Origin of the sequence: Chitinophaga tropicalis (assembly GCF_009758205.1) — a bacterium.
GTDB classification, from domain to species: Bacteria; Bacteroidota; Bacteroidia; order Chitinophagales; family Chitinophagaceae; genus Chitinophaga; species Chitinophaga tropicalis.
Map to the genome: position 1 here is coordinate 293,860 of NZ_WRXN01000002.1, position 21,264 is coordinate 315,123.

19 protein-coding genes are annotated in these 21,264 nt (G+C 46.0%); 14 read left to right on the forward strand and 5 right to left on the reverse strand.

All coding sequences use genetic code 11. The features are described 5' to 3' along the window. The first annotated feature begins 193 nt into the window (after nt 1–193). Both GO493_RS06955 and GO493_RS06960 read left to right on the forward strand, forming a co-directional pair. Nucleotides 194–1,864, forward strand: a complete 1,671-nt coding sequence (locus tag GO493_RS06955) for a GH39 family glycosyl hydrolase (protein WP_157305415.1) — start codon at nt 194–196, stop codon at nt 1,862–1,864. A 160-nt stretch (nt 1,865–2,024) separates the two neighbouring features. Then, nucleotides 2,025–2,912: a sensor histidine kinase gene (locus GO493_RS06960; RefSeq protein ID WP_198315563.1), complete on the forward strand. Its 888-nt coding sequence runs from the start codon at nt 2,025–2,027 to the stop codon at nt 2,910–2,912. A gap of 19 nt (nt 2,913–2,931) precedes the next feature. Here the strand turns inward: GO493_RS06960 and GO493_RS06965 are convergent, their stop codons facing one another. Next, on the reverse strand, nt 2,932–4,746 hold the full coding sequence (locus tag GO493_RS06965) for a helix-turn-helix transcriptional regulator (protein ID WP_157305417.1): 1,815 nt from the start codon (nt 4,744–4,746) through the stop codon (nt 2,932–2,934). A 220-nt stretch (nt 4,747–4,966) separates the two neighbouring features. On the opposite strand from GO493_RS06965, the gene GO493_RS06970 reads away from it, so the two are divergent. From GO493_RS06970 to GO493_RS06990, 5 genes are all read left to right on the forward strand, one after another. Continuing rightward, nucleotides 4,967–5,290: a DUF4870 domain-containing protein gene (locus tag GO493_RS06970; protein ID WP_157305418.1), complete on the forward strand. Its 324-nt coding sequence runs from the start codon at nt 4,967–4,969 to the stop codon at nt 5,288–5,290. A 63-nt stretch (nt 5,291–5,353) separates the two neighbouring features. Further along, nucleotides 5,354–5,830 (forward strand): hypothetical protein, encoded by a 477-nt coding sequence (locus GO493_RS06975; RefSeq protein WP_157305419.1) that lies wholly within the window; start codon nt 5,354–5,356, stop codon nt 5,828–5,830. 19 nt (nt 5,831–5,849) lie between these two features. After that, the gene (locus tag GO493_RS06980) at nt 5,850–6,818 is read left to right on the forward strand and encodes a hypothetical protein (RefSeq protein ID WP_232538779.1); all 969 of its coding nucleotides are present in this window, start codon (nt 5,850–5,852) and stop codon (nt 6,816–6,818) included. A gap of 1 nt (nt 6,819) precedes the next feature. Continuing rightward, nucleotides 6,820–7,545 carry a hypothetical protein gene (locus tag GO493_RS06985; RefSeq protein WP_157305421.1) on the forward strand — a complete coding sequence of 242 codons (726 nt, stop codon included), beginning with the start codon at nt 6,820–6,822 and terminating at the stop codon, nt 7,543–7,545. After that, nucleotides 7,542–8,039: a hypothetical protein gene (locus GO493_RS06990; RefSeq protein ID WP_157305422.1), complete on the forward strand. Its 498-nt coding sequence runs from the start codon at nt 7,542–7,544 to the stop codon at nt 8,037–8,039. Before GO493_RS06985 ends, GO493_RS06990 begins: the two co-directional genes overlap by 4 nt. Here the strand turns inward: GO493_RS06990 and poxB are convergent. Continuing rightward, nucleotides 8,029–9,753: a ubiquinone-dependent pyruvate dehydrogenase gene (poxB, locus tag GO493_RS06995; protein ID WP_157305423.1), complete on the reverse strand. Its 1,725-nt coding sequence runs from the start codon at nt 9,751–9,753 to the stop codon at nt 8,029–8,031. The two genes, GO493_RS06990 and poxB, sit on opposite strands and share 11 nt — an antisense overlap. A 172-nt stretch (nt 9,754–9,925) precedes the next feature. Here poxB and GO493_RS07000 point away from each other — a divergent pair, with 172 nt between their 5' ends. Next, nucleotides 9,926–10,465 (forward strand): hypothetical protein, encoded by a 540-nt coding sequence (locus GO493_RS07000; protein ID WP_157305424.1) that lies wholly within the window; start codon nt 9,926–9,928, stop codon nt 10,463–10,465. A gap of 5 nt (nt 10,466–10,470) precedes the next feature. Here the strand turns inward: GO493_RS07000 and GO493_RS07005 are convergent, their stop codons facing one another. The 3 genes from GO493_RS07005 to GO493_RS07015 form a co-directional block, all read right to left on the reverse strand. After that, nucleotides 10,471–11,955, reverse strand: a complete 1,485-nt coding sequence (locus tag GO493_RS07005) for an MFS transporter (RefSeq protein WP_157305425.1) — start codon at nt 11,953–11,955, stop codon at nt 10,471–10,473. 122 nt (nt 11,956–12,077) lie between these two features. Beyond that, on the reverse strand, nt 12,078–15,335 hold the full coding sequence (locus GO493_RS07010) for an NHL repeat-containing protein (protein WP_157305426.1): 3,258 nt from the start codon (nt 15,333–15,335) through the stop codon (nt 12,078–12,080). A 95-nt stretch (nt 15,336–15,430) separates the two neighbouring features. Then, the gene (locus GO493_RS07015) at nt 15,431–15,880 is read right to left on the reverse strand and encodes a hypothetical protein (RefSeq protein WP_157305427.1); all 450 of its coding nucleotides are present in this window, start codon (nt 15,878–15,880) and stop codon (nt 15,431–15,433) included. A 243-nt stretch (nt 15,881–16,123) separates the two neighbouring features. Between GO493_RS07015 and GO493_RS07020 the strand changes: the two genes are divergently transcribed. The 6 genes from GO493_RS07020 to GO493_RS07045 all read left to right on the forward strand — a co-directional run bounded on the left by GO493_RS07020 (nt 16,124) and on the right by GO493_RS07045 (nt 21,142). Continuing rightward, entirely contained in the window at nt 16,124–16,294 is a 171-nt protein-coding gene (locus GO493_RS07020) for a hypothetical protein (RefSeq protein WP_157305428.1), read from the forward strand. A 111-nt stretch (nt 16,295–16,405) separates the two neighbouring features. Next, a complete protein-coding gene (locus tag GO493_RS07025; RefSeq protein WP_157305429.1) occupies nt 16,406–17,362 on the forward strand; it encodes a hypothetical protein in 957 nt (318 codons plus the stop codon). Next, complete coding sequence (locus tag GO493_RS07030) at nt 17,359–17,763, forward strand: MauE/DoxX family redox-associated membrane protein (protein WP_157305430.1); 405 nt, start codon at nt 17,359–17,361, stop codon at nt 17,761–17,763. The genes GO493_RS07025 and GO493_RS07030 overlap by 4 nt, the downstream gene beginning before the upstream one ends. A 51-nt stretch (nt 17,764–17,814) precedes the next feature. After that, nucleotides 17,815–18,297 carry an RNA polymerase sigma factor gene (locus GO493_RS07035; protein WP_157305431.1) on the forward strand — a complete coding sequence of 161 codons (483 nt, stop codon included), beginning with the start codon at nt 17,815–17,817 and terminating at the stop codon, nt 18,295–18,297. Between the two features lie 48 nt (nt 18,298–18,345). Beyond that, nucleotides 18,346–18,900 (forward strand): hypothetical protein, encoded by a 555-nt coding sequence (locus GO493_RS07040; RefSeq protein WP_157305432.1) that lies wholly within the window; start codon nt 18,346–18,348, stop codon nt 18,898–18,900. A 43-nt stretch (nt 18,901–18,943) separates the two neighbouring features. Further along, nucleotides 18,944–21,142, forward strand: coding sequence for a B12-binding domain-containing radical SAM protein (locus GO493_RS07045; RefSeq protein WP_157305433.1), 2,199 nt, complete (start codon nt 18,944–18,946; stop codon nt 21,140–21,142). Nucleotides 21,143–21,264: the final 122 nt, after the last annotated feature.

Sequence of the window (21,264 nt, forward strand, 5' to 3'; positions counted from 1 at the left end):
AGAAATAACATTCAAACCAGTGTTAGTTTAACGTGAAAAACTGCTCAAAAAATTGATATCGTCTTCGGCAAAAATCAATTTTTTGAGGGCGGTTTTTAGGCCTGTGGCCGGCTGAGAATATAAACTGAATTAACAGATTTTCATGAACCTTAATATTGTTTTTTATATCTTAACCTCCGGTCAAATTCCATTTATGAAACATATACTCATTGTTCTGCCAGCGCTCTTCCTTGCTCTTCAGGGAAAGGCTGCGAAACCTGACACCGCCATTATCCAGGTGAATGCCTCTCAGGAAAGAGGTCCTGTCAAGCCTATATGGTCATGGTTCGGTTATGACGAGCCTAATTACACTTACATGAAAGACGGAGTAAAGCTCCTGACTGAACTTTCCGCTCTCAGCTCTGTCCCGGTTTACGTAAGGGCGCACAGCCTGCTGGTGACCGGCGATGGTAAAGCAGCATTGAAATGGGGCTCTACCAACGCCTATACAGAAGATGCCCAGGGCAATCCCATTTACAACTGGCGCATTATTGACAGCATCTTTGATACTTATATAAAACGGGGGATGAAACCCCTGGCGCAAATAGGCTTCATGCCGGAAGCATTATCCTCTAAGCCGCAACCATACCGCCACTACTGGAAACCCGGCTATCCCTATCAGAACATTTTCACCGGCTGGGCCTATCCTCCGAAAGATTACAACAAATGGGGCGAGCTGGTATACCAATGGGTGAAACATTCCGTAGAACGCTATGGCAAAAAAGAAGTGGAAAGCTGGTACTGGGAATTATGGAATGAACCGGATTACGGGTACTGGAAAGGTACCAGGGAAGAATTCTTCAAGCTGTACGACTATTCCGCTGCAGCTGTAAAACGCGCCCTGCCCACAGCCAGGATTGGAGGGGCTGATGTTACCGGCGGAGGAACAAAATTTCTTGATGCCTTTATTAAACATTGTCTAACTGACACTAATTATGTAACAGGTAAAACAGGAGCCCCGCTGGATGCTATATTATTCCATGCCAAAGGCTCTCCCCGCCTTGTTAACGGCAGAGTGGTAATGGGCATGCGGAACCAGCTTCGCAATATTGCTGATAACTTCAAATTGATCAGTTCCTATCCGCAGCTAAAGAATATACCCATCATCATAGGTGAATCCGATCCTGAAGGATGCGCTGCCTGTGGTATGGCAACAGATCCGCAGAATGCCTATCGCAACGGTACTATGTATTCCAGTTATACAGCAGCTTCTTTTGCCCGCAAATTTGAACTGGCCGCAAGATATGGCGTTAACCTGACAGGGGCGGTGACCTGGGCCTTTGAATTTGAAGACCAGCCCTGGTTCTACGGCTTCCGCGACCTGGCTACCAACGGTATTGATAAACCGGTACTGAACGTTTTCCGCATGTTCGGCAGGATGAAAGGGAATTTCGTCAATACGGTTTCCAACCGTCAGTATACCCTGAACCAGATCCTGGACTCCAGCGTTCGCGGATCACAAACAGATATCGGAACGCTGGCAGCGAGAGATAAAAAGACACTGGCAGTCATGGTCTGGAATTATCACGACAAAGACAGTATTGGCCAGCCTGATCCTGTTTGTTTAAATATCAATGGTATACCATCCGGGAAGGTACGTCTGACACATTATCGTATAGATAATAATCACAGTAATTCCTATGAAATCTGGAAAGCCATGGGCAGCCCCCAGCAGGTAAGCAATGAACAGTATCGCAAACTGGAAGCTGCCGGTCAGCTGCAACAGCTGCATGAACCCGAACCTTTACAGGCCAGTCAGGGTAAACTTACCGTATATACGGACTTACCGGGCCAGGCTGTTTCGTTACTTCTATTCAGCTGGTAGCTTATTAAAGCTAATCTTCATAACATAAAATATTCGGGTGCGAAGTTGTATTTTCGCACCCATGTTTCGTAAATGGCTAACACATTGTTTAAAAACCATCCAAAAGGGGGAAGTATTCCTGGTTGGAAGAATATACTACCTTGCCCGTTTCAAAAAGCAAATGAAACTGAGCTTGGCCATTACCTCTGCACTGGTATTGGCGCTTTTTGCTGTAAATTATTTTTTCAGTGATGGGGTAAGAGGCGCATCCCTGCTTTCATTTACCCTGGCGTTTTTTCTTATCATCATCTTTGCCGGGTTGTTCTACCTGAAACAGGCATTTTATAAAGAACGGAAAATAGTAGAGGAAAAGACGCAGGCGCTGGAAGCGCTGAATAACGAAAAGACAAAGCTTTTCTCCGTTCTTTCACACGATCTGCGCTCCCCGTTGGCATCCATCTCCCTTTACCTGGAAGTGATCAATACCTACGACCTTTCTCTTGAGGAAAGGAAGAAAATGGAAGGAGAGTTGCTGGCATCTGTCAATGGTACCCAGGAGATGCTCTCCAATATCCTTTCATGGTCCCGAAGACAGCTCAAAGCGGCCAACCCCATAATAAAGGAACATAATATCGCAGATATCCTTGTTACCATAATAGATAATTACAAAACCCTGGCAAAGCAGAAAGATATATCCATCTTTGAGGAGATTGATTATGACCTTACAGCTCAGGCAGACGCCAGCATGCTGCAGATAGTTTTGCGCAACCTGGTAGGCAACGCTATTAAATTCACACCGGTAGGAGGGGAAATACATGTATCTGCAGTACAGGATAACGGGCTTGCACTGATCACCATAAGAGATAATGGACTGGGCATCCCGGCAGAGAAGCAGGGAGATATTTTCTCACTGAACATTGCATCTACCTACGGTACAAGGAATGAAAAGGGGATAGGCTTAGGGTTATACCTTTGTAAAGAATATACGGAAGCGCAGCAGGGAAAGATCTGGTTTGAGAGTTACCCGGGAGAAGGAACAATATTTTACCTGCAATTCAGTTTACAATAGAGTCATCTCAGGCATTTTCCTAACCCAGTTGCTGTAAAAAGAGGTTCAGGTCTTCGTCTTTTCCCAATCCCAGTTTCTGTTTTATACGGTAACGGCTCATGCGTACACTCTTGGGCTCTATATGCAGCATCTGGGCAATCTTTTTGGTATCTATTTTAAGGTGAAGATAGGCACAAAGCTTAAGGTCCAGGGGCGTCAGCTTCTGAAGGGCCTTTTCATTAAGCTGAGAGAAGAACTCCGGATGCACCCGCTGGATCTGCAGCTTTACATCCTCGAAATCATCATCGAGCGACAGCTCCTCATTCCATATCTTATTTATATTTACCTGGCCGTTATCATTGAGTTTCTCTTTCAGTTGCAGCAACATTTCTCTTTTATGGTCCAGTTGCAGCTGGCTGGCCATCATTTCCTTCTGCAGCTGTTGCTGTTGCATTTCCAAAAGCTCCTGTTCTGCTTTCAGCCTGGATTGCTCTTCCTTTTCCAGCTTCATCTGCAGCTCGGCTTCCTGCTTTTCAAGGTGGAGTTGTTTTTCCCTTTGCAGGGAGTACCGTAACCGGAAGTGATACGAGCGGAACATAAAGATGAGACCCAGCACAGAAATAGCGGCAATACCGGAATAGAGGTACTTCTGCATCCGGTTATACTTTTCACTTTGCTTCAGCATGAGCAGCTCATTATTTTTTTTTTCAGTCTCATACTGTATTTCCAGTTTCTGAGCATTCAATGCCTGCTTTTCACTAAAGAGCTTACTATTATACAGGGTCACTTTCTTTTGAAATTCAAGGGCCCTGGTGTAGTTGCCGGTCTGTTCGTACAGGCTTGTCAGCGAAGTGGCTATATTGACCAGCGTATAATAATAAGGTGTTTCCAGGTCTGTCATCAGGTGATAGGCCTCCAGCAGATAGTTCTCTGCCTGTAAAAAATTCTTTTCCTGCATAGCCAGCATACTTAATATACCCAGGCTGCTGGCCAGTACTTCCTGTCCGCCGGTAGCGTCTTTCAGTGTCTCCCGGGCCAGGTTGGCATAGTGAATGGCAGCTGCTTTTGCCTTTTCAGAACCCTGGAAATACTTTAACTGATAGTCGGCTATATTTATACAGGCAATACCAAAGGTCTTTTTAGCAATACCTTCCGGGTGGAGGCGATAAAGCTCTTCCACTCTTTCCAGGAAATAAAGGATGCTATCCCGTTGTTCAGTGCTGCCTGATTGCTGATAATTATATTCTGCGGCTACAGACCTGGCTGTATAACAATTACTTAGCAGATTGTAGTCTGATGCCCGTAAAGCATTTTCAGTAGCCTTGCGGGCATAGGTATTCACGTTCTCTATATGGTCCCACCGCGAGTTCAGGGCATACAGCAGGTAATAGGTTTTGCCGGCAATATATGGGTCAGGGGCCTGTTCTTCCGCTTTAAGGCTCTTGTAGCAGTAGCTGGCGGCCAGTTCTGCATTGTCTATTGTATTATATAGTACGGCCTGTATATACAGTGCATAGGCCATTGCTGTCGAAGTTTTTGCCTTTTGGGCAAATAACATCGTAGTATCGCTTGTTTTCTTTAGCAGGGCATATTGTTTCGTATTAGCCAGGATGTTGGTCAATACCGTATAAGCCTTTGTTACTTCCGTCAGGTCATTCTGTTCCATCGCCTTCTGAATGGCCTGCCTGGCCCTGGTAATTCCCTGCTGATAGTCTTCGCTTAACCGGCAAACCTCTGCCATGCGTGTAAGCTGAGCAGGTGTTTCCGTCCCGAGATTGGTTTGCTGCGCCTGTGCAGTACCTGCAAAAATGAATAGGCTGATCCGGACAACATTTATCAGAAGGCTGTATCTCATAGTCGCAAAAATAGGACAAACATCAGCAGGTAACTACCAGAAACTTAAAATGGACAGAAAAATGTAGCCGGTTAATATGTTGATAATCATGTGAAATGAAAAATATGTAGACGTATTGTAGTCGCCCGGTCTACAAGGCTGTAGGCATTCCGTAGTATAGCGGAATTTGGAATAAGCCTCATCTGTCAGCAGCTTTGTAGCAGTTTAAAAAAACAACACTATGAGCAACAAAACACTTTCTATCATTTCTTACATTACCATTATTGGCTGGCTGATCGCTTTCTTCCAGGGAAAGGAAAAAGCTGATAATTTATTGAAATACCATTTGCGCCAGGCATTGGGACTGGCCGTTGTAAGTATCGCGCTGAATATAATATTACGCGTTATCGCACATGTGGTACCTTCTCTGTCGTTTCTTGGCCTGGTAGGTTTCGCACTCTTCATATTCTGGATCATCGGGATGATCAATGCCGCCAATGGCGCTCTTAAACCCATCCCGGTTATTGGCAAAATGTTCGAGGACAAATTTGCTTTCATTGGTTAATCGGCAGGGTTTTCTGCCGGCCTTTCATCCATGACCAGATTGTCAGATTATTAAAACAGACCCATGCAACAATCATTTAAGTATTTTGAACAGGAAGGAAGCGTCTTTTTCCTGAAGGGACAGAAAGTATATTATTACTCCCTTTCGCTGCTGGCGTTTGCAGCAGCAATAGCCCTTTTTCTAAGTGGTCTGAATCAGGGCGCCAGGTTTGTGGCTGCTATATTCGCTTTTGTAGGCTGTATCGGCATATTGAGAAGTACAGGTAAAGCCAGCTTTGACGTAGCTTCCCGGCAGATAGTTATCAAGGCAACTGCATTCAGCAGTGAAAAGGTCTACAGCTTCACCAGCTTTGATCATTTCCTCATTTCCAAAATGAGCGCTGCGTTTATACCACTGAATGTCTCGGCAATAATGATCCTGGAAGAAAGTGGACGTGAAAAGAGGATCATGCTGAGACAAGGCCTCTTTTTTACCAAACCCATGCAACGTTTAACAGACGAACTGGGGGAGATCATGGGCTTATCCACTGATACACACTAAAATGAAAAAAGCATTTTTTATGTTCTGGAAGCTCTATGCCTTTTTCTTTGCGGTGCCCTTTCCGATGCTCCTGTATTATAACATCAAGTATGAGAGCGGGCTGCCTGTTGACTACAGCGCAACAAACCCCTGGCTGTCTCTTGGTCTTATATTACTGTCAATCATATTATGGCTTGTTCTTTTAGCCGGTTATTACAGGAGCTGGATACTGCAACCATTTATAATAAAACGTAATATCGGGCAACTGGTAAAGAACGGGGAGCACAGGGAAGCCACTATTCTCGATGTTCAGAAACTGGATTGCATCCGTAAGGGATATGACAGTTATAAATTAAACCTGTCATTCAGGAACCTGGTAGGTACGGAAATCACACAGAGAACCAGTGTAAATGATGGCCGGCCGGATGAACGTCGCTTTGAGGCCGGGAAAAAGATTGACATTGTCATAGATAAGGAAGTCAGCCGCATTCCTTATTTCATCTTCGCCACCAGTGAAGCCGAAATAGACAAAAAGATCATACTGCTGCTCAATCTTGGCTGGCTGGCATTGCTGGCCGTTATAACCGGCTATTATAGCTTTAGTTACTGGCTGGAAAGTGAGGGTATGGGATGGCGTTTTATGGCATGGGAACATCCGCTGTTACTTTGCCCTGCCATCATCCTTGGCTATCGGCTTTTAATAGGAGGGATACTCGGACGATTCGCCGGAACGCCTACTGATTCCGCTCTGATCAAATTGAAAGGCATAGAAACAACCGCTAAGCTGCTGAAAGCCAGTCAGACCGGCACCTACATCAACGAGCAGCCGATGATAAATTTTGAGCTGGAATTTGTTGACTACAGAAACAGGGGGCATAGGGTCAGTCTCAAAAAGATCGTTGACCTGCTTGACCTCGAAAGTACCAGGAAGGACAGCGTTTCCATTTTCTACCTCAAAGACGATCCTCAACGCATCGCTTTCACCAGTGACCTGAACGAAATTGAATAATATGCAGTTACAACCATATCATCTTATCCGTTTATTGATCTTCTTTATGCTCTTCACCAGCTGTAAACAAATAGTTAAGAGCGTAGACGAAACTTTACACCCTGCTGATACCGTAGCGAAGGCACAGGCACAAACGCATACGGAATATCAGGTGCCTGACGCAGTAAACATACAGCAGCAGGTTGAAGAGGTGCTCAGAACAGTGGTTGAAACACATACCTCTGTCCATATAGACACGCATACAGACGGTAAGAGCAAACAATTCCTGACAGATACAACCGCTTTGAAGAAGGCGGAAGCCGCCCTGAGAGCATTGCCCCAATATGCAGGAAAGGAGATCTATGTTTATCAGACAGCTCATTTTTACGACGATGGCCATATCAGTCTCATGCTACGCCATCCCGAAAACCCCAGATATGTAGATAACTATCAGTACCGGAACGGGAAATGGTCTGAGCCCCAGCCGGAACAATTATCTGTACGTGATAATATTGAAGACAGGCTGGTACCGCTGGATCTGGTCAACTTTGTTCATATAGCCGGTATCACGAAACTTTATAATGAGAAAGCATCGGAAATAGAAGGCGCAAAACAATCAACTCACACATACATGACCGTCTGGAGAAAACAGCCGAGCTGGTATCCCAACAGTATCAGCGGGAGCAGGGAACGATATTCCATAGAGTTCAATGCAGATGGTACTTTAAAAAGCTTTACACAGCAATGAACGATATAATAGATACCTATAGACTAAAGATCACAGACAGCCGGTTAAGCATACAACCTAAACGGGATTATCTTGTCAAAGATATTGTGATAGCTGTAGTAGCTACAGGCATACTGACCTGTACGCCTTTGCTGAATCTCTATCACCAGACCACATGGGGCGTCCTCTCTGTTGGATTTGTACTGGGCTGTTTCGCTCTGTATGACCTTGTATTTAATGCAAATGTGACCTATATCTTTGATAGTAATACCCGGAACATCTATCAAAAGATACCAGGGTTGTACACACGGAAACTGATGCCATTTGAGGAAATGCATCTTCTGTCGGTGATAGAGGACGGACTGTTGCATTATGCCATATCTTCCAAAAAGAACAAGTATGGTAAAAGCTACCTGATCAGTCATCCTTTCAGTGAATCTGAAAAGGGATGGAAAAAGAGAGCGCTGTATGAATCAGAGATCCTTTTTTGTATTGAAAAACATATCAATCAATAAAGTTTGTACTCAGCGTGTCCCAGACTTCTTTGCCGTTACCGTTAAAGATCTGTTTCAACGCATACATACCAAATCCCTTTGCCTGTGAGAACTCTATTTTAGGTGGCATTACCAGCACAGAAGGATTCACTACTACATCTATCAGTACCGGGCCATTATGTGCAAAGGCTTTTTCCAGTGCCAGCTCTATATTACCGGATTGTTCCACCCGTATGCCTTTTATCGCTATAGCTTCTGCCATTTTCGCGAAATCAGGGTTTTTCATATCCGTACCAAAGGGGGGCAATCCGGCAACTTTCATCTCCATCGCTACAAAACCGAGGGAGCTGTTATTGAATATGATAATCTTCACCGGCAGGTTATATTGCAGGATTGTCAGAATATCGCCCATCATCATGGAGAAGCCGCCATCTCCGGATAAAGAAATCACCTGCCGCCCGGGATACTGCAGCTGTGCGCCAATGGCCTGAGGCATCGCGCTGGCCATGGAGCCATGGTTAAAGGAGCCTAACAGGCGTTGTTCTTTCTTAATATGCAGATAACGTGCAGCCCATACAGTGGGTTCTCCCACATCGGCAGTGAAAATGGCATTATCTGCTGCCATTTTATTGATCATATAGGTCAGGTATTCCGGGTGAATAGGAGAAGCGTCATTTTTGTCAGCCGCCTTCCCTTCCAGTGTTTCCCTGCTCTTTTTATAATGCGCTACACATTCATCCAGGTAAGAACGGTCACTCTTCTGCTGTAACAACGGCAGCAAACAGGTCAATGTAGTCTTCACGTCGCCCACCAGGCCCTGCTCTATATGACAACGCCTTCCCAGCCTTTCAGCACGTATATCTACCTGTACTATCTTAGCTTTTGCGGGGTACCAGTCTTTATACGGAAAGTCAGTGCCCAGCATGATCAGCAGGTCACTGTTGTCCATTGCATGAAATCCTGAAGCGAATCCAATCAGGCCGGTCATACCAACATCAAAAGGATTATCATATTCCACATGTTCCTTGCCACGAAGGGCATGTACCATAGGAGAGAGGATCTTATGTCCCAGGTCTATCAGTTCGTCATGTGCGCCTGCACATCCGCTGCCGCAAAGCAGGGATACCTTACCGGACTGGTTGATGAGTGATGCCAGCTTTTCCAGCTCGCTGTCGGAAGGCCTTATGGCAGGCTTACTTACCAGCACGCAATGTTCCAGGTCATTGTCTGCTATGTTCTCTGTAGCTACATCGCCGGAGAGAGCAATGACAGCCACTCCGCTCAGTCCAACAGCATGCTGCATGGCTATCTGCAATACACGGGGCATCTGCCTGGCGGAAGCAATGGTTTCACAGTAATGGCTGCACTCCCGGAACAGGGCTTCAGGCCGTGTTTCCTGGAAGTAAGAGGTGCCTACCTCAGTGCTGGGTACCTGGGCCGCGATAGCCAGTACCGGCGCCATACTACGGTGAGCATCATACAGGCCATTGATAAGATGCATGTTGCCGGGCCCGCAACTGCCTGCACATACAGCCAGTTTGCCTGTTAACTGTGCTTCCGCACCGGCAGCAAAGGCGGCTGCCTCCTCATGCCTGTAATGAACCCATTCTATTCCTTTGTGCAGGCGTATCTCGTTAGTAATGCTGTTGAGAGAATCTCCCACTACGCCGTGTACCCGGGTTACTCCTGCGGCTACAAGCTGCTCTACCAGGTTCCGGGCTATTGTTTTTGCCATAACAGATTATTTAAATCAATCCAATAAAAAATACTGATATTTTTAGCCGGCCGCAGACCAAAAAACTCCCTCGACAAAATTGCTGCATATCAAAGGAAATTAAAACTGATGGTACTGCTATTGTCTGTTTTATGCTTTGTGTTGTACATAATACCGTATTTTTGATACAGATATGCCCGCTATAAATAACATCCTTTTCAACGCACTCAAACACCACCGCCAGTACATCCGGGAGCAGGCAGCGGCCGCCAGGCCTGAGGCATTTACCCAACTGATCAAAATATCAGGCAATTCACAGATGGATATATATTATGGCGTACTTAACCTGCCTGTACTATATGAAGAAGTAATATTGCACATAAATAATGCCGGGATAAAAGATGAAGGAACATATTACACATGGTTGGAACAACATAACGGTTATGTTGAAATAACACTTTCTGACACTTCCCGCTGGATACTGTTGCCAGGCAATGAACCGGGAAAATATATCCACCTGCATCCCGCCCGCTACTCGCCACACAGCATGCGTGTAAAGGCTACCATACTGAAAACAGCGCTGGCCTGTATGGTTTATCTGCCGGAAGATACTCTTCCTGATATCAGAACGTTGAACCAGGTACGTAAAGATGTATTACAATTGTCACCTGTGAAAGATCTGGTACAATGTGAGCATCTATGGAAAGTCCTCAGGATGTTAAAGGGGCAATGAGCATTTTAATGCGCTGCTTTAGCCGTTTTTCTTCTTATTTTATGTTTTACAATAGTTTTTAGCTGCTCATGCCAGCTGATGATATTTCCTATCAGGAAATATTCCTTCAGGTTACTCTTTATACTGGTACGCATGATCCGCTTTACTATATCTTTCTGGACTTCTCCCAGCTCTTTTACATAAGCCAGCAGTTCCAATGCAAAGAGCGCCAGCACAGCGCCTATCAGGAAGAGGAAATTCCATTCATGCAAAGACACCAGCCGCAATAATTTGCCGCTCTCCGGTCCGCTCCATTGTGCGGAGATCAGCAGGCTTCTGTGAGTAAAGAAATCTGCCAGTATACCGCCTGCTATAGGACCAAGTGAAGAGAACACAGCAGTAATGATGTTCTTCACAGAGAGGTAAACGATAGCATCTCCCCGTGGAGCGAGTTTCAGTCCTATGTTGGTAAGAGACAGGTTAATGCCCGAAGTGGAGACGCCGGTAAAAATATGAATGACAACCAGTAAAGCCAGGTTAGCATACATTTTAGAATAGATCCCTACAAAACACCATGCAATGATGCACAGAATGTAGATCGGCGCACTGAGCGCAATAATGCTCTTGTTACTGTACCTGTCTGCAAAGACGCCCCAGATCCTCAAAGTAAGTATACTGAACAGCTGGCTGATGATCTGCAGGATGATGATATAGGAGATAGGTAGTCCCATTCCTTTCATCATAAATACCGTAAAAAAGGGAGTAGCTATATTCAAAGCAAATACCCAGGCGGAGTTAAAGATCAGCAACCGGCGGAAATTGATATCCCTCAGAGGCTGCCTGAACAGTGAAAAAATATTGGCGCTTGTAAGAAAGGATTGGGGCTCTGGCGCCTTAGACAGCAGGTAGCCGCCCAGCATACCAAAGCTACCGGCAACAATGAAAAAGATAGCATAAGTGCTCAGTTCCAGTTGCGGGTACCGGCGCTTTATAAAATCCAGTGAGATGCCGAGTATAATACTCAGTATCACATCCACACTCTGGGTATACCGGGTACGGCGGGAGAAATAAGTACCCAGCATATTTTCCGGTACCAGATCTTTCATCCATGAGTTCCAGCTGGGACCGGCAATGGAACCAAAGCCGTAATAGAAGAAAAGAAAGAAGATGAGCATGCTGACAGAGCCCCCGGTTACCCATAAAACGCTGCAGCCAATAAGAATAAGAGGAAACCTGGCAAGATAGGCGCAATACACAGCTACAGCCCGCCGGTTATTGTATTTACGCACCAGCCAGATAGAGAGCAGCTGTGACAGGTTGGTGAACGTAGGTAATGCAGCCAGCAGGCCTATCTGTATGTTGTTTGCTCCCATCAGCAAGGCCATGGATATGAGGAAAGCGCTGCCGGTGAAGGATGTCATTACTTCGGCCAGCAGCCCGTCCCATATAACCATTTTCAGTCCTTTCTGTACTTCACTTTCAGTAAGTTCCGGCCTGGGTTGTAAACTCATAAGATGATTGTTGTCCGTTTGCCGGAACAAATATCATTCCTGTAAGGAGCCAACCCACTCATAAAAAAAGGATGCTTTTACCCTGCGGCAAAAGCATCCTTTTCTGATCAACTTTTCATTCCTTATTTCGCGAAACGGAAAATCCCCCATAAACCAGGATACAGCAACGCCTCAGAAGGCACATCGGCAGTCAATCCTGTCGCCTTATTACTCCAATATACTCTCGAAGTAGTTTCCCCTTTCGGCCCTCTTAAAACACCTATATCTCCCTTTATCTTCAATCCATCTGCAACCTGCAGACCAAACACATTTAACGGCACCGATATCTCATAATTACCACCGGAAGCAGCAAACTGCACCAGGTTAGTTACATTATCCACTTTATCGAATGTAATAGTCCTGGAAGGAGAGGAGAACGCTATCTTATTCTCATTCTTTGTGCCCGGCACTACAGCCCGGTAAAGCAACACCTGCGGCTTACCATTCACAACAGATACGATCAGCCTGCAATCTCCCGCAACAGCAGCAGTACGGCCAGGTGCAGCCTTACTATCTGCTCCCAGCATGAGATCTAATGCGCCACCGGTCTTGAACAATGCTGTAGGCATTTCCCCTGAATTATCCGCCAGCTGTGCATCTCCGGTTTTCCAGGCAACGTATAAACGTCCGCTGGCAACAGCCAGGGCGCCGCTTACATCGTATGCCTTTGAATTGGAATTGAAATATGCTGATACTCCGCGTTTATCAATATCAGCCCATGCAGCTAACGACCATTCATTCAGTTTACCATCTACCACAGGAGCAGCAGACAATATCTTCACCTGTAGCTCTTTACTGCCTTCTTTCTGCTGGCGAACAGCCTCGGTTGTTGCCAATGCTGCCAGTCCCCGGTTAAGAGATGCCTGGTTAACAGTAATAAGCTGGTCAGGCAATCTTTTGATGGTCTCCATACCATCCAGCCGCACAATCGCTGTACGTATACCATCCACAAGGTATACTTTACCATCTGCCGTCGCATTGATAGTAGGCCAGAAGTTCTCTTCATCAAGAGTAAGACTATCCAGCGCCATATTACGCTTGTAGGAGTGCATACGCCATTTCCCGCCATTACGCATAAGTTCAAATAAGGTAGCTACAAAAAGTCCGTCCGCCGTAAAAATATAAATGTTCCCGTGGTTACCGTTCACGGCCCAGAAAGGACCAGCGTCAGAGCCTTTAGCAGAGAACAATCCTCCCAGCAGGCGGGTAGTGCCTATCAGCTCTCCGGGAGTCACATTCTGCGGAGCGCTGTGAGAAGCATGTAACCCCGGCCATACATCCGGATAGCTCCATGCCGCCACGCCATTCTTTACACCACTCAGGGATAAGGCGTCAAAAGGCTTTACGCCCTGTGTAACCACTGTCCATCCGTCCGGTCCGGCCAGTACCTGGTCGCCCCCGGAAGACGCAGGCGACAGCACGCCTGTTGCCAGTACTTTCCCCTGTGAAATGTTGTATAAAGGAACTCCCCGTTCCGTATAACCGGTAGGAGAAAACCGTACTGCATTACCATTAAGCCTGGATACACAGAAAGAAAGGTCAGGCATTACCGTTACACCACCATTGGAACCTTTCTGAAAAGAAACTTCCCCGGGTTGTACCTTTGTGTCCCCATTTTTATCCTGCCAGATAAAAAATGCCTGTCCTTTATTGCGCAGATCTGTGCCCTGTGGCCAGGAAGACCTGAAAGCATCATCTTTTAATACATCCCATTGCGCAGCTTGTCCGGTAGCGGCTACAGGATAAACAAGACCATTCCGCTCTGCAAAGATGAATGCAGTGGGTTGTCCGCTGGTAGGACTATTGTTATAGCAATTTGTAAAGTATTTTTTCCCGTTCACATAGAACGGTGTTTCAGGAGCTGCATTCCTGAATGCCAGCTGCTGATCGTCGCTGTCAGGCCGGTAATAGACCTGTTTCAGTGTAGATGTACCTGTCTGCCAGTTCAGAGAGAATTCCATTGCCCCTTTACCTTCTTCCGCATAATAGAAGCGGGACTTATCCTGCGGGTCCAGCGTTCCACCGCCACCGTATTTGGAAGGGCCATAGAATGCTTTGAGCAGTTTACCATCGAGCGACCATACACTTACCCTCTTGGGCAGGAAATCAGCTTCTGTAACCCATAACTGCTGCTGGGAGTCTATAGTTAACCCGGCAGGATTGTTCATGTGTTGCGGATTATACGGACCAGCAGCTGGTATTCCGGGTGCGCCGATAGCCCGCAGATATTTGCCAGCGGGGCTGAATACCTTTACTGTATGACTTTTACCACGATCGCTGATGTAAATGCGTCCGTCCTTATCCTGTGTCAGGGCATAAGGAGCTTCCAGGCCCTGCTCAATAACAGTTTCAGCCTTCGCGGTTTTCAGTTGTCCCGTAAGCGGATATCGCAGCAGCTTATTTCCTGAAAGCACCAGGAGTTTTCCGGCCCCATCAATGGCCAGTCCTCCGGGAGCATTGATCCGTACGCTGTCAATCAGCTTGCCTTTAGCAACATCAATCAGCAGGAGGTTATTTCTTTTCCCCATACTGATATATACGATACCGTTAGAGACGGTCAGGCCGGATATAAGGGAGATCAGTTCTTCATGTGAGGCGGCATTCAGCGGAAAATCCAATACTTTCCGCATGTTATAGTTATTCAGCTTATTAGGTATCAGTTCGTTGAGTCGAAGTTCTCCGACGCCTGGCTGTTTAGCAGCTGTTTCCCAGGCAGATGCAACATAGACCTTGGTCTTACCGTCGCTGGCCAGGAAAGGCGCTACTGTCCATGTTCCGCCCAGCCAGCTGCGTCCTCCGCGCTTACGGCCGTCCAGGTCCACCCAGGCCATTCCGTCAGCGCTTTCCGCAACATAATTGCCCAGCAATACTGTCGGGTTACCGGTAGGAGAGGCTGTTCCCGGAACATACAATGCTGCCTGCGGAGCTGTGTGATCTGACAGCCACGCACCTGCATGATCGTCTGTTCTCCATGGCGGATTGCCGGTAGCATAAGCGCTGAACTCATACCTGGGAGTGATCTTTCCTCTCACAATGCCACGCACCCGGTATTGCCCGGGTGCAACCAGTCTCCCGGGAATATGATATTCTCCATGGTCTGCAGCATCAGCATCCCTTCCCAGGTCGTCCATACCATCCCATTGAACAGTATTTTTTCCTGCGGGGAAAAAGGTCTCAGAAATAAGATTACGTACTCTTACACCGGCATTATTTTCAACAACCAGTGTTACATAACCAGGTTCTTTCAGTGTAAAGTTGATGGTGGTTTGTTGCCCGCTGGCTGAGAAAAATAAGCAGCAGGACGCTACTGAAAAAAGTAGTCTTCTAATGATAGTGTGCATTCCGGGCATAGTTATGGCTTATTATCTTCTGACGTCGCAAAGATAATGCCTCAATGCAGTTCTGAAGGTGATTCAGAATTAATTTAACAACTGTGCTATTCGCATCCGTTTTTATGCCGCGTATCTATGAGGTATTGTATTTTCCATCCTTCGGCTAATCTCACAAGCTGGAAGGAGTTAGCGCCGCAATGATGTTTTTGCTGCTGGTAATAGAAGGTATAAGGAGTCCATACAGATGCCAGGGCGTCATCGATTTTTATCACATCGTATACAATACGTTCATCTGCTGCATTCTTAGCTATCTCTGCTACTTTAGAGGCAAACGAAGTCACGGCATCAGTTCTTATGCTGACAATGCCCTGTTTATCTTTTACTATTGTCTGCAAGATTGCGCCGGGAGCAAAACATTTTATCAGTGCCGCGCTGTCTGCATTACGCATGGCTGTGAAGAGATTATCTACCGCAGCTTTTACTGAATCTGTAGTTGTTTGTGCATGAGAAGTACTAAAAGCGATGCAGAAGATGAGGAAGATAAGATATCGCATTTTTTTAAAGGAAGTTAACTTTTTTGCCTGAATTTTAAATCATGCGCAATGTAAAAGAACGCTGAACGGGTAAACAATTAAATGAAAATATTCTTTGTTGATTTAAAAACATTTATTAGCTTCATAGCATCGTAAACGATAACCCGGACAAAAACATTACAACAAAATAACCCAAAATCTAAATCGTGTAACCTGTAGTTTTTATTATCTCTTGTTTTTCATTTAAAACCCAAATTGCAAACTATGAAAAAGTTGGCTTTACTGATGCTTGTGCTTATAGCAGGCACTTCAATTGCCGTTGCTGTAAAGGCAAGTCAATCCAAAAGAATTCCTTACTGCCATTGTGAGCCTGACCGCAAATGTAGTAATACTGCTACCGGTACATGGGGCATAAAAGTAGATATCTGCCCCTGATCTGAAGTATTAGCACATTACCAATTTACTTTCAAACAAAGGGGTTGTGTCAGTAGTATCAATCTCTTAACAAGCCTGATTTGTACTGTTGATGCAACCCTTCACCTTTTTATGAAAAGGAACATCCTCTTATTATCCGCACTATTCTGTACGGCTTTAATCATCATGTATATACTGGTAAAAGGCGCAGAACCTGACAGGATCTTTACCGGCTTTAACAGGGATTACAGCCATTATACGCTACAACCCATTGACACAGTACAGTTTCCCGGAAGGGTCAGTGTAATGCGGGTATTACCACAGGAAATATACGGATACGTATATAGTAAGAACACCGTATACCATTATAGCCCGTTAACCGGGAAGATTGATACCTTCTTTGAGGCTCCCGATATGATCACCCGGATAGAAGTGGATACGGCAACGCATATATTTTATATGGCCGATAAAACGGGAAAGAAAATGTACCGTTATCAGCCATCCCGCAAGATGCTGGACAGTGCAGGAGCAGAAGGGCAGACATTGCTTATATCCGATTATGACGACAAAAAGCAGCAGGCCGTGCTGAAACTGTCAGGAAGCGGGAAAGAATTACATCGTTTTCCGCATTTTGAGGACGGGGGGCTCTCGGCAGACGGATTCTTTGCCAGGAAAGGAGGATATCATTTTTACATACCTTTCTATAACAGTAACATACTTCGTTATGATGAAACATCCGGGCAGATAACCACACTTACAACCATTGATAAAACACCTGCCACCAATATAGCTGTGCCAACAGGAAAGATCTATATGCTTTCCAGTAAAGCTATCATCGCCAACTCAACAGCCGCAGTAGATGAAAAGAACCTTTACGTGCTTTCCTATGTGTTATCCGCCGATGCCGTAGCCGACGGTTACCGCGGGCCCGCCGTAGATGTATACGATAACATGAGCGGTGCCTATAAAGGCAGCTTCCGGCTGCCGGGGTTCAGGAACCGGCCCGTGTTGCAGTTAGGTAAATGGAATGACACCCTGGTGGCCGCCTATGATTATAGTATTCTTCTTTTTAAGCTGAACGAGTTATGAAAAAAATAGTACTGACAGCTATTGTATTTCTTTTATGTACGCTTTTCATGTATGCCGGCCTGGTAAAAGCGCTGGATTATTCCCTGTTCCTTTCAGATATGAGCAAGTCACCATTGCTGGTGAAATATGATAAGTCCCTGCTGGGCCCTTCGGTACTGGGCTCCGAATTCCTGATAGTGGGACTGCTTTGTTTCTCCGCCACCCGTAAACCAGGGCTGCTGCTGGCTTTCTTCGTCATGCTGCTCTTCACCTTCTACCTGGGCACTCTCTACTTCTTCTATACCAATATTCCCTGCTCCTGCGGAGGAATACTTGGCAAAATGTCTTATCCCGTTCATATAGGATTCAATGCCGCCTTTACCGTGCTGGCCGCCACAGGCGTTTTGCTGAACGGTAAGTAAAAAAGTTATATTGTGGTGTAAGTTTTTGGACTTACGGGCGACTGATCCTGTATGGAGAAAGAATTTATTCAGATCATAAACGAACACCAGGGTATTATCTTCAGCGTATGCAGGATGTATTGCACGGAAAAGGCTGATATAGAAGACCTTTTCCAGGAAATAGTGCTGCAGCTATGGCGGTCCTTTCCCCGGTTTAACCGTACAGCTAAGGTGAGCACCTGGATGTACCGGATAGCATTGAACACTGCTATTACAGGTATAAGGCGCAGGAGCTCAAGACCTGTATTCAGCGCTATCTCGCTGGACCAGGAAAATCATGCTGAACCACCACCGGGCAGAATGGATATTGAATATAACAGGGAGCTGTGGAAAGCTATTTACTCGCTCAGCAAATTTGACAGGTCCCTGTTACTGCTTTACCTGGAAGAAAGACCTTATAGTGAAATGGCGGAAATACTGGGACTAACAGAATCAAATATTGGTGTTAAGCTGAACAGGATAAAAAAGAAGTTAAAGACAATCTTAAACCCCTGACTAATGGAACTGGAAAATCTTAAAAATTCGTGGAAAAAAGAAAATAATATGTATACACAACTGCATTTAAAAGATATGTCAGCGCTGGAACAGATGCTGACAGGCAAGACCTTTGACCTGATAGCTTCCCTGCGCAGGAAGTATGAGAAGATCATCACTATGATGCTGATCAGCATGTTCCTGATGGTGATTATATTTCCCATGCTGTCTGACGGATTTACCTATCCGGGAAGCATTTCCGGCTTTACAAAATGTATGTTCTTTTATTTATTGCTGCTGGGATTTTACTGGGCAAAGCTCCGAGGAATCTATTACCTTGATCTCAGCGATTTTCTGAAAGAACGGCTGGAACAGCTGCTCACAATGTCCCGTCGCAGCCTGCGCATAGAAGTAGGATTCAGCGTGGCATTCTATGTGGGATTGCTGACCGTAGGCCGGTTCTTTTACGGGAAAGGATTGGAAGGATTGGCTACCACAGAAATGCTGCTGCTTTTCCTCTTGTCATTCCTCTTTGCCGGGGCTATGATATTTTTAATAGTGAGAAGGCACCACAGGCAGATTAAGGAATTGAAATCCTATTTGAAAGAATATCAACAAGCTTAGATTCTAGCTTATTTGTAATAATTTTGCACCCAAATTGATTGATTTGGGTGCTTCTGTTTTTCTTATTACACCGCCTTTCACACAGCTGAACACGCCATATCCGGCCACAGCCTATCTGAAAGGCTTTTTAAATACCAAGGGCATTACTTCATTTCAGGCAGATCTTGGAATAGAAGTAACCCTGGCCCTGTTCTCCAAACAGGGCCTGCAGGAGCTATTCGCCCATATCAATGATAAAGGGCTGGAACTCTCAGACAATGCCGCCCGTATTGTTGCACTTCAGGACGACTATATCCATACTATTGATGAGGTGATCCTCTTCCTGCAGGGAAAGAACCCCACACTGGCCCACCGTCTCTGTAAAAGGGATTTCCTGCCCGAAGCCAGCCGCTTTTCCCAGCTGGAAGACCTGGACTGGGCATTTGGCTCCATGGGAACACAGGATAAAGCTAAACACCTGGCAACCATGTACCTGGAAGATCTTTCTGATCTTATTATGGAATGCGTGGATGAGCACTTCGGCTTCAGCCGCTATGCAGAAAAACTGGCCCGCTCTGCCAATAGCTTCGATGAACTGTACAATGCCCTTCAACAGGAATATACTTTTATAGACAAAATACTGATCAGCCTCCTGGAAGAGCATATGGCCCGGATACAACCCAAACTGGTGGCCATTTCAGTACCTTTTCCAGGAAACCTGTATACTTCCCTCCGCTGTGGACAATGGATCAAAGCCAATTATCCGGAGGTTAAAATAGCTATGGGTGGCGGCTTTGCCAACACAGAGCTGCGCTCGCTCTCAGACGCCAGGGTATTCGAGTTCTATGACTTTATTTCCCTGGACGACGGAGAAGCCCCTATAGAGAACCTGGTGGCCCTGGTAAAAGGGGAGAAGGACACTTCCGCGCTGAAACGCACTTTTACGCTTGTAGAGGATAAAGTGACCTACCTCAACAATAAAGGCTGCGCTGACTATAAACAGGCCCAGGTAGGAACGCCCGATTACAGCGATCTACTGCTGGACCGGTACATTTCTGCCATAGAAGTGGTAAACCCCATGCACCGCATGTGGAGCGACGGCCGCTGGAACAAGCTGACCATGGCCCATGGTTGCTACTGGGGGAAATGCACCTTCTGTGATATATCACTGGATTATATTCGTCTGTATGAGCCCATAGCCGCCGCGTTGCTGTGCGACAGGATGGAAGAGATCATTGCCCAGACAGGACAGAACGGCTTTCACTTTGTGGATGAAGCCGCTCCGCCGGCGCTGATGCGCGCCCTGGCGCTGGAAATACTGAAAAGGAAACTGGTGGTCAGCTGGTGGACCAACGTGCGGTTTGAGAAAAGTTTCACGCGCGATCTCTGCCTGTTACTGAAAGCTTCGGGATGTATTGCCGTTTCCGGGGGACTGGAAGTAGCGTCAGACAGGTTGCTGGAACTCATACAAAAAGGGATTACAGTGGCACAGGTGGCACAGGTGAACAGGAACTTCACCGAAGCAGGCATTATGGTGCATGCCTACCTCATGTATGGTTTTCCTACCCAAACAGCGCAGGAAACCATAGATTCCCTGGAAATGGTCAGGCAGATGTTCAAAACAGGTATCCTGCAATCTGCTTTCTGGCACCAGTTCACTATGACCGCACACAGCCCTGTAGGACAGGACCCGGAGAAATACAGCGTACGGAAAGAGTCCGAAGCATTAGGCGCTTTCGCCAATAATGATATTGTACATATAGATGAAACAGGAGCCGATCATGAACAATTCAGCTACGGGCTGAAAAAGTCCCTGCTCAACTACATGCACGGTCTTTGCCTGGACGATCCCCTGCAGAAATGGTTTGAATTTAAAGTGCCTAAAACAAAGGTCACACCTGATTATATAACCAATTGCCTGACGGAAGATGCCTACTCCGCTCCAAAACCTACAGCGAAGATCGTCTGGCTGGGTAAAACGCCTGCAGTACAAACTATCACCAAAACCAAGAAAGGCAGCTCCTGGGAAGTAGCTTCTCTTACCTTCCAGAACAGGAAAGAAAAAGCCAATATCAGCGTAGCGCCCGAACAAGGGGCATGGCTGGCGGAAATGCTTGAGAAACTGTCGATAGCCAATCCGAAAACATATACCTTAAAAGAAGTAATGGATAGTTATGAAGCGGCGGGACTGGAAGACTTTGAACTTTTCTGGGATAATAAGCCCGTAAACTCTCTTTATAAATTCGGACTGTTGAAACTGTGAGTGACTGGTTATATGAGCTGCTGTCAACAGCACTGTTATCAAAAAAATCAGACTGGGATAATTTGGACAATTGATGTGTATATACAATATATCCGTCCGGAAGGTAAAGTATTAATTTTTAC

Excerpts from the sequence above, each read along its gene's own strand:
- GO493_RS06955 (WP_157305415.1), top strand. The coding sequence starts at position 194 with ATGAAACATATACTCATTGTTCTGCCAGCGCTCTTCCTTGCTCTTCAG.
- GO493_RS06960 (WP_198315563.1), top strand. The coding sequence starts at position 2,025 with ATGAAACTGAGCTTGGCCATTACCTCTGCACTGGTATTGGCGCTTTTT.
- GO493_RS06965 (WP_157305417.1), bottom strand. The coding sequence starts at position 4,746 with ATGAGATACAGCCTTCTGATAAATGTTGTCCGGATCAGCCTATTCATT.
- GO493_RS06970 (WP_157305418.1), top strand. The coding sequence starts at position 4,967 with ATGAGCAACAAAACACTTTCTATCATTTCTTACATTACCATTATTGGC.
- GO493_RS06975 (WP_157305419.1), top strand. The coding sequence starts at position 5,354 with ATGCAACAATCATTTAAGTATTTTGAACAGGAAGGAAGCGTCTTTTTC.
- GO493_RS06980 (WP_232538779.1), top strand. The coding sequence starts at position 5,850 with ATGTTCTGGAAGCTCTATGCCTTTTTCTTTGCGGTGCCCTTTCCGATG.
- GO493_RS06985 (WP_157305421.1), top strand. The coding sequence starts at position 6,820 with ATGCAGTTACAACCATATCATCTTATCCGTTTATTGATCTTCTTTATG.
- GO493_RS06990 (WP_157305422.1), top strand. The coding sequence starts at position 7,542 with ATGAACGATATAATAGATACCTATAGACTAAAGATCACAGACAGCCGG.
- poxB (WP_157305423.1), bottom strand. The coding sequence starts at position 9,753 with ATGGCAAAAACAATAGCCCGGAACCTGGTAGAGCAGCTTGTAGCCGCA.
- GO493_RS07000 (WP_157305424.1), top strand. The coding sequence starts at position 9,926 with ATGCCCGCTATAAATAACATCCTTTTCAACGCACTCAAACACCACCGC.
- GO493_RS07005 (WP_157305425.1), bottom strand. The coding sequence starts at position 11,955 with ATGAGTTTACAACCCAGGCCGGAACTTACTGAAAGTGAAGTACAGAAA.
- GO493_RS07010 (WP_157305426.1), bottom strand. The coding sequence starts at position 15,335 with ATGCACACTATCATTAGAAGACTACTTTTTTCAGTAGCGTCCTGCTGC.
- GO493_RS07015 (WP_157305427.1), bottom strand. The coding sequence starts at position 15,880 with ATGCGATATCTTATCTTCCTCATCTTCTGCATCGCTTTTAGTACTTCT.
- GO493_RS07020 (WP_157305428.1), top strand. The coding sequence starts at position 16,124 with ATGAAAAAGTTGGCTTTACTGATGCTTGTGCTTATAGCAGGCACTTCA.
- GO493_RS07025 (WP_157305429.1), top strand. The coding sequence starts at position 16,406 with ATGAAAAGGAACATCCTCTTATTATCCGCACTATTCTGTACGGCTTTA.
- GO493_RS07030 (WP_157305430.1), top strand. The coding sequence starts at position 17,359 with ATGAAAAAAATAGTACTGACAGCTATTGTATTTCTTTTATGTACGCTT.
- GO493_RS07035 (WP_157305431.1), top strand. The coding sequence starts at position 17,815 with ATGGAGAAAGAATTTATTCAGATCATAAACGAACACCAGGGTATTATC.
- GO493_RS07040 (WP_157305432.1), top strand. The coding sequence starts at position 18,346 with ATGTATACACAACTGCATTTAAAAGATATGTCAGCGCTGGAACAGATG.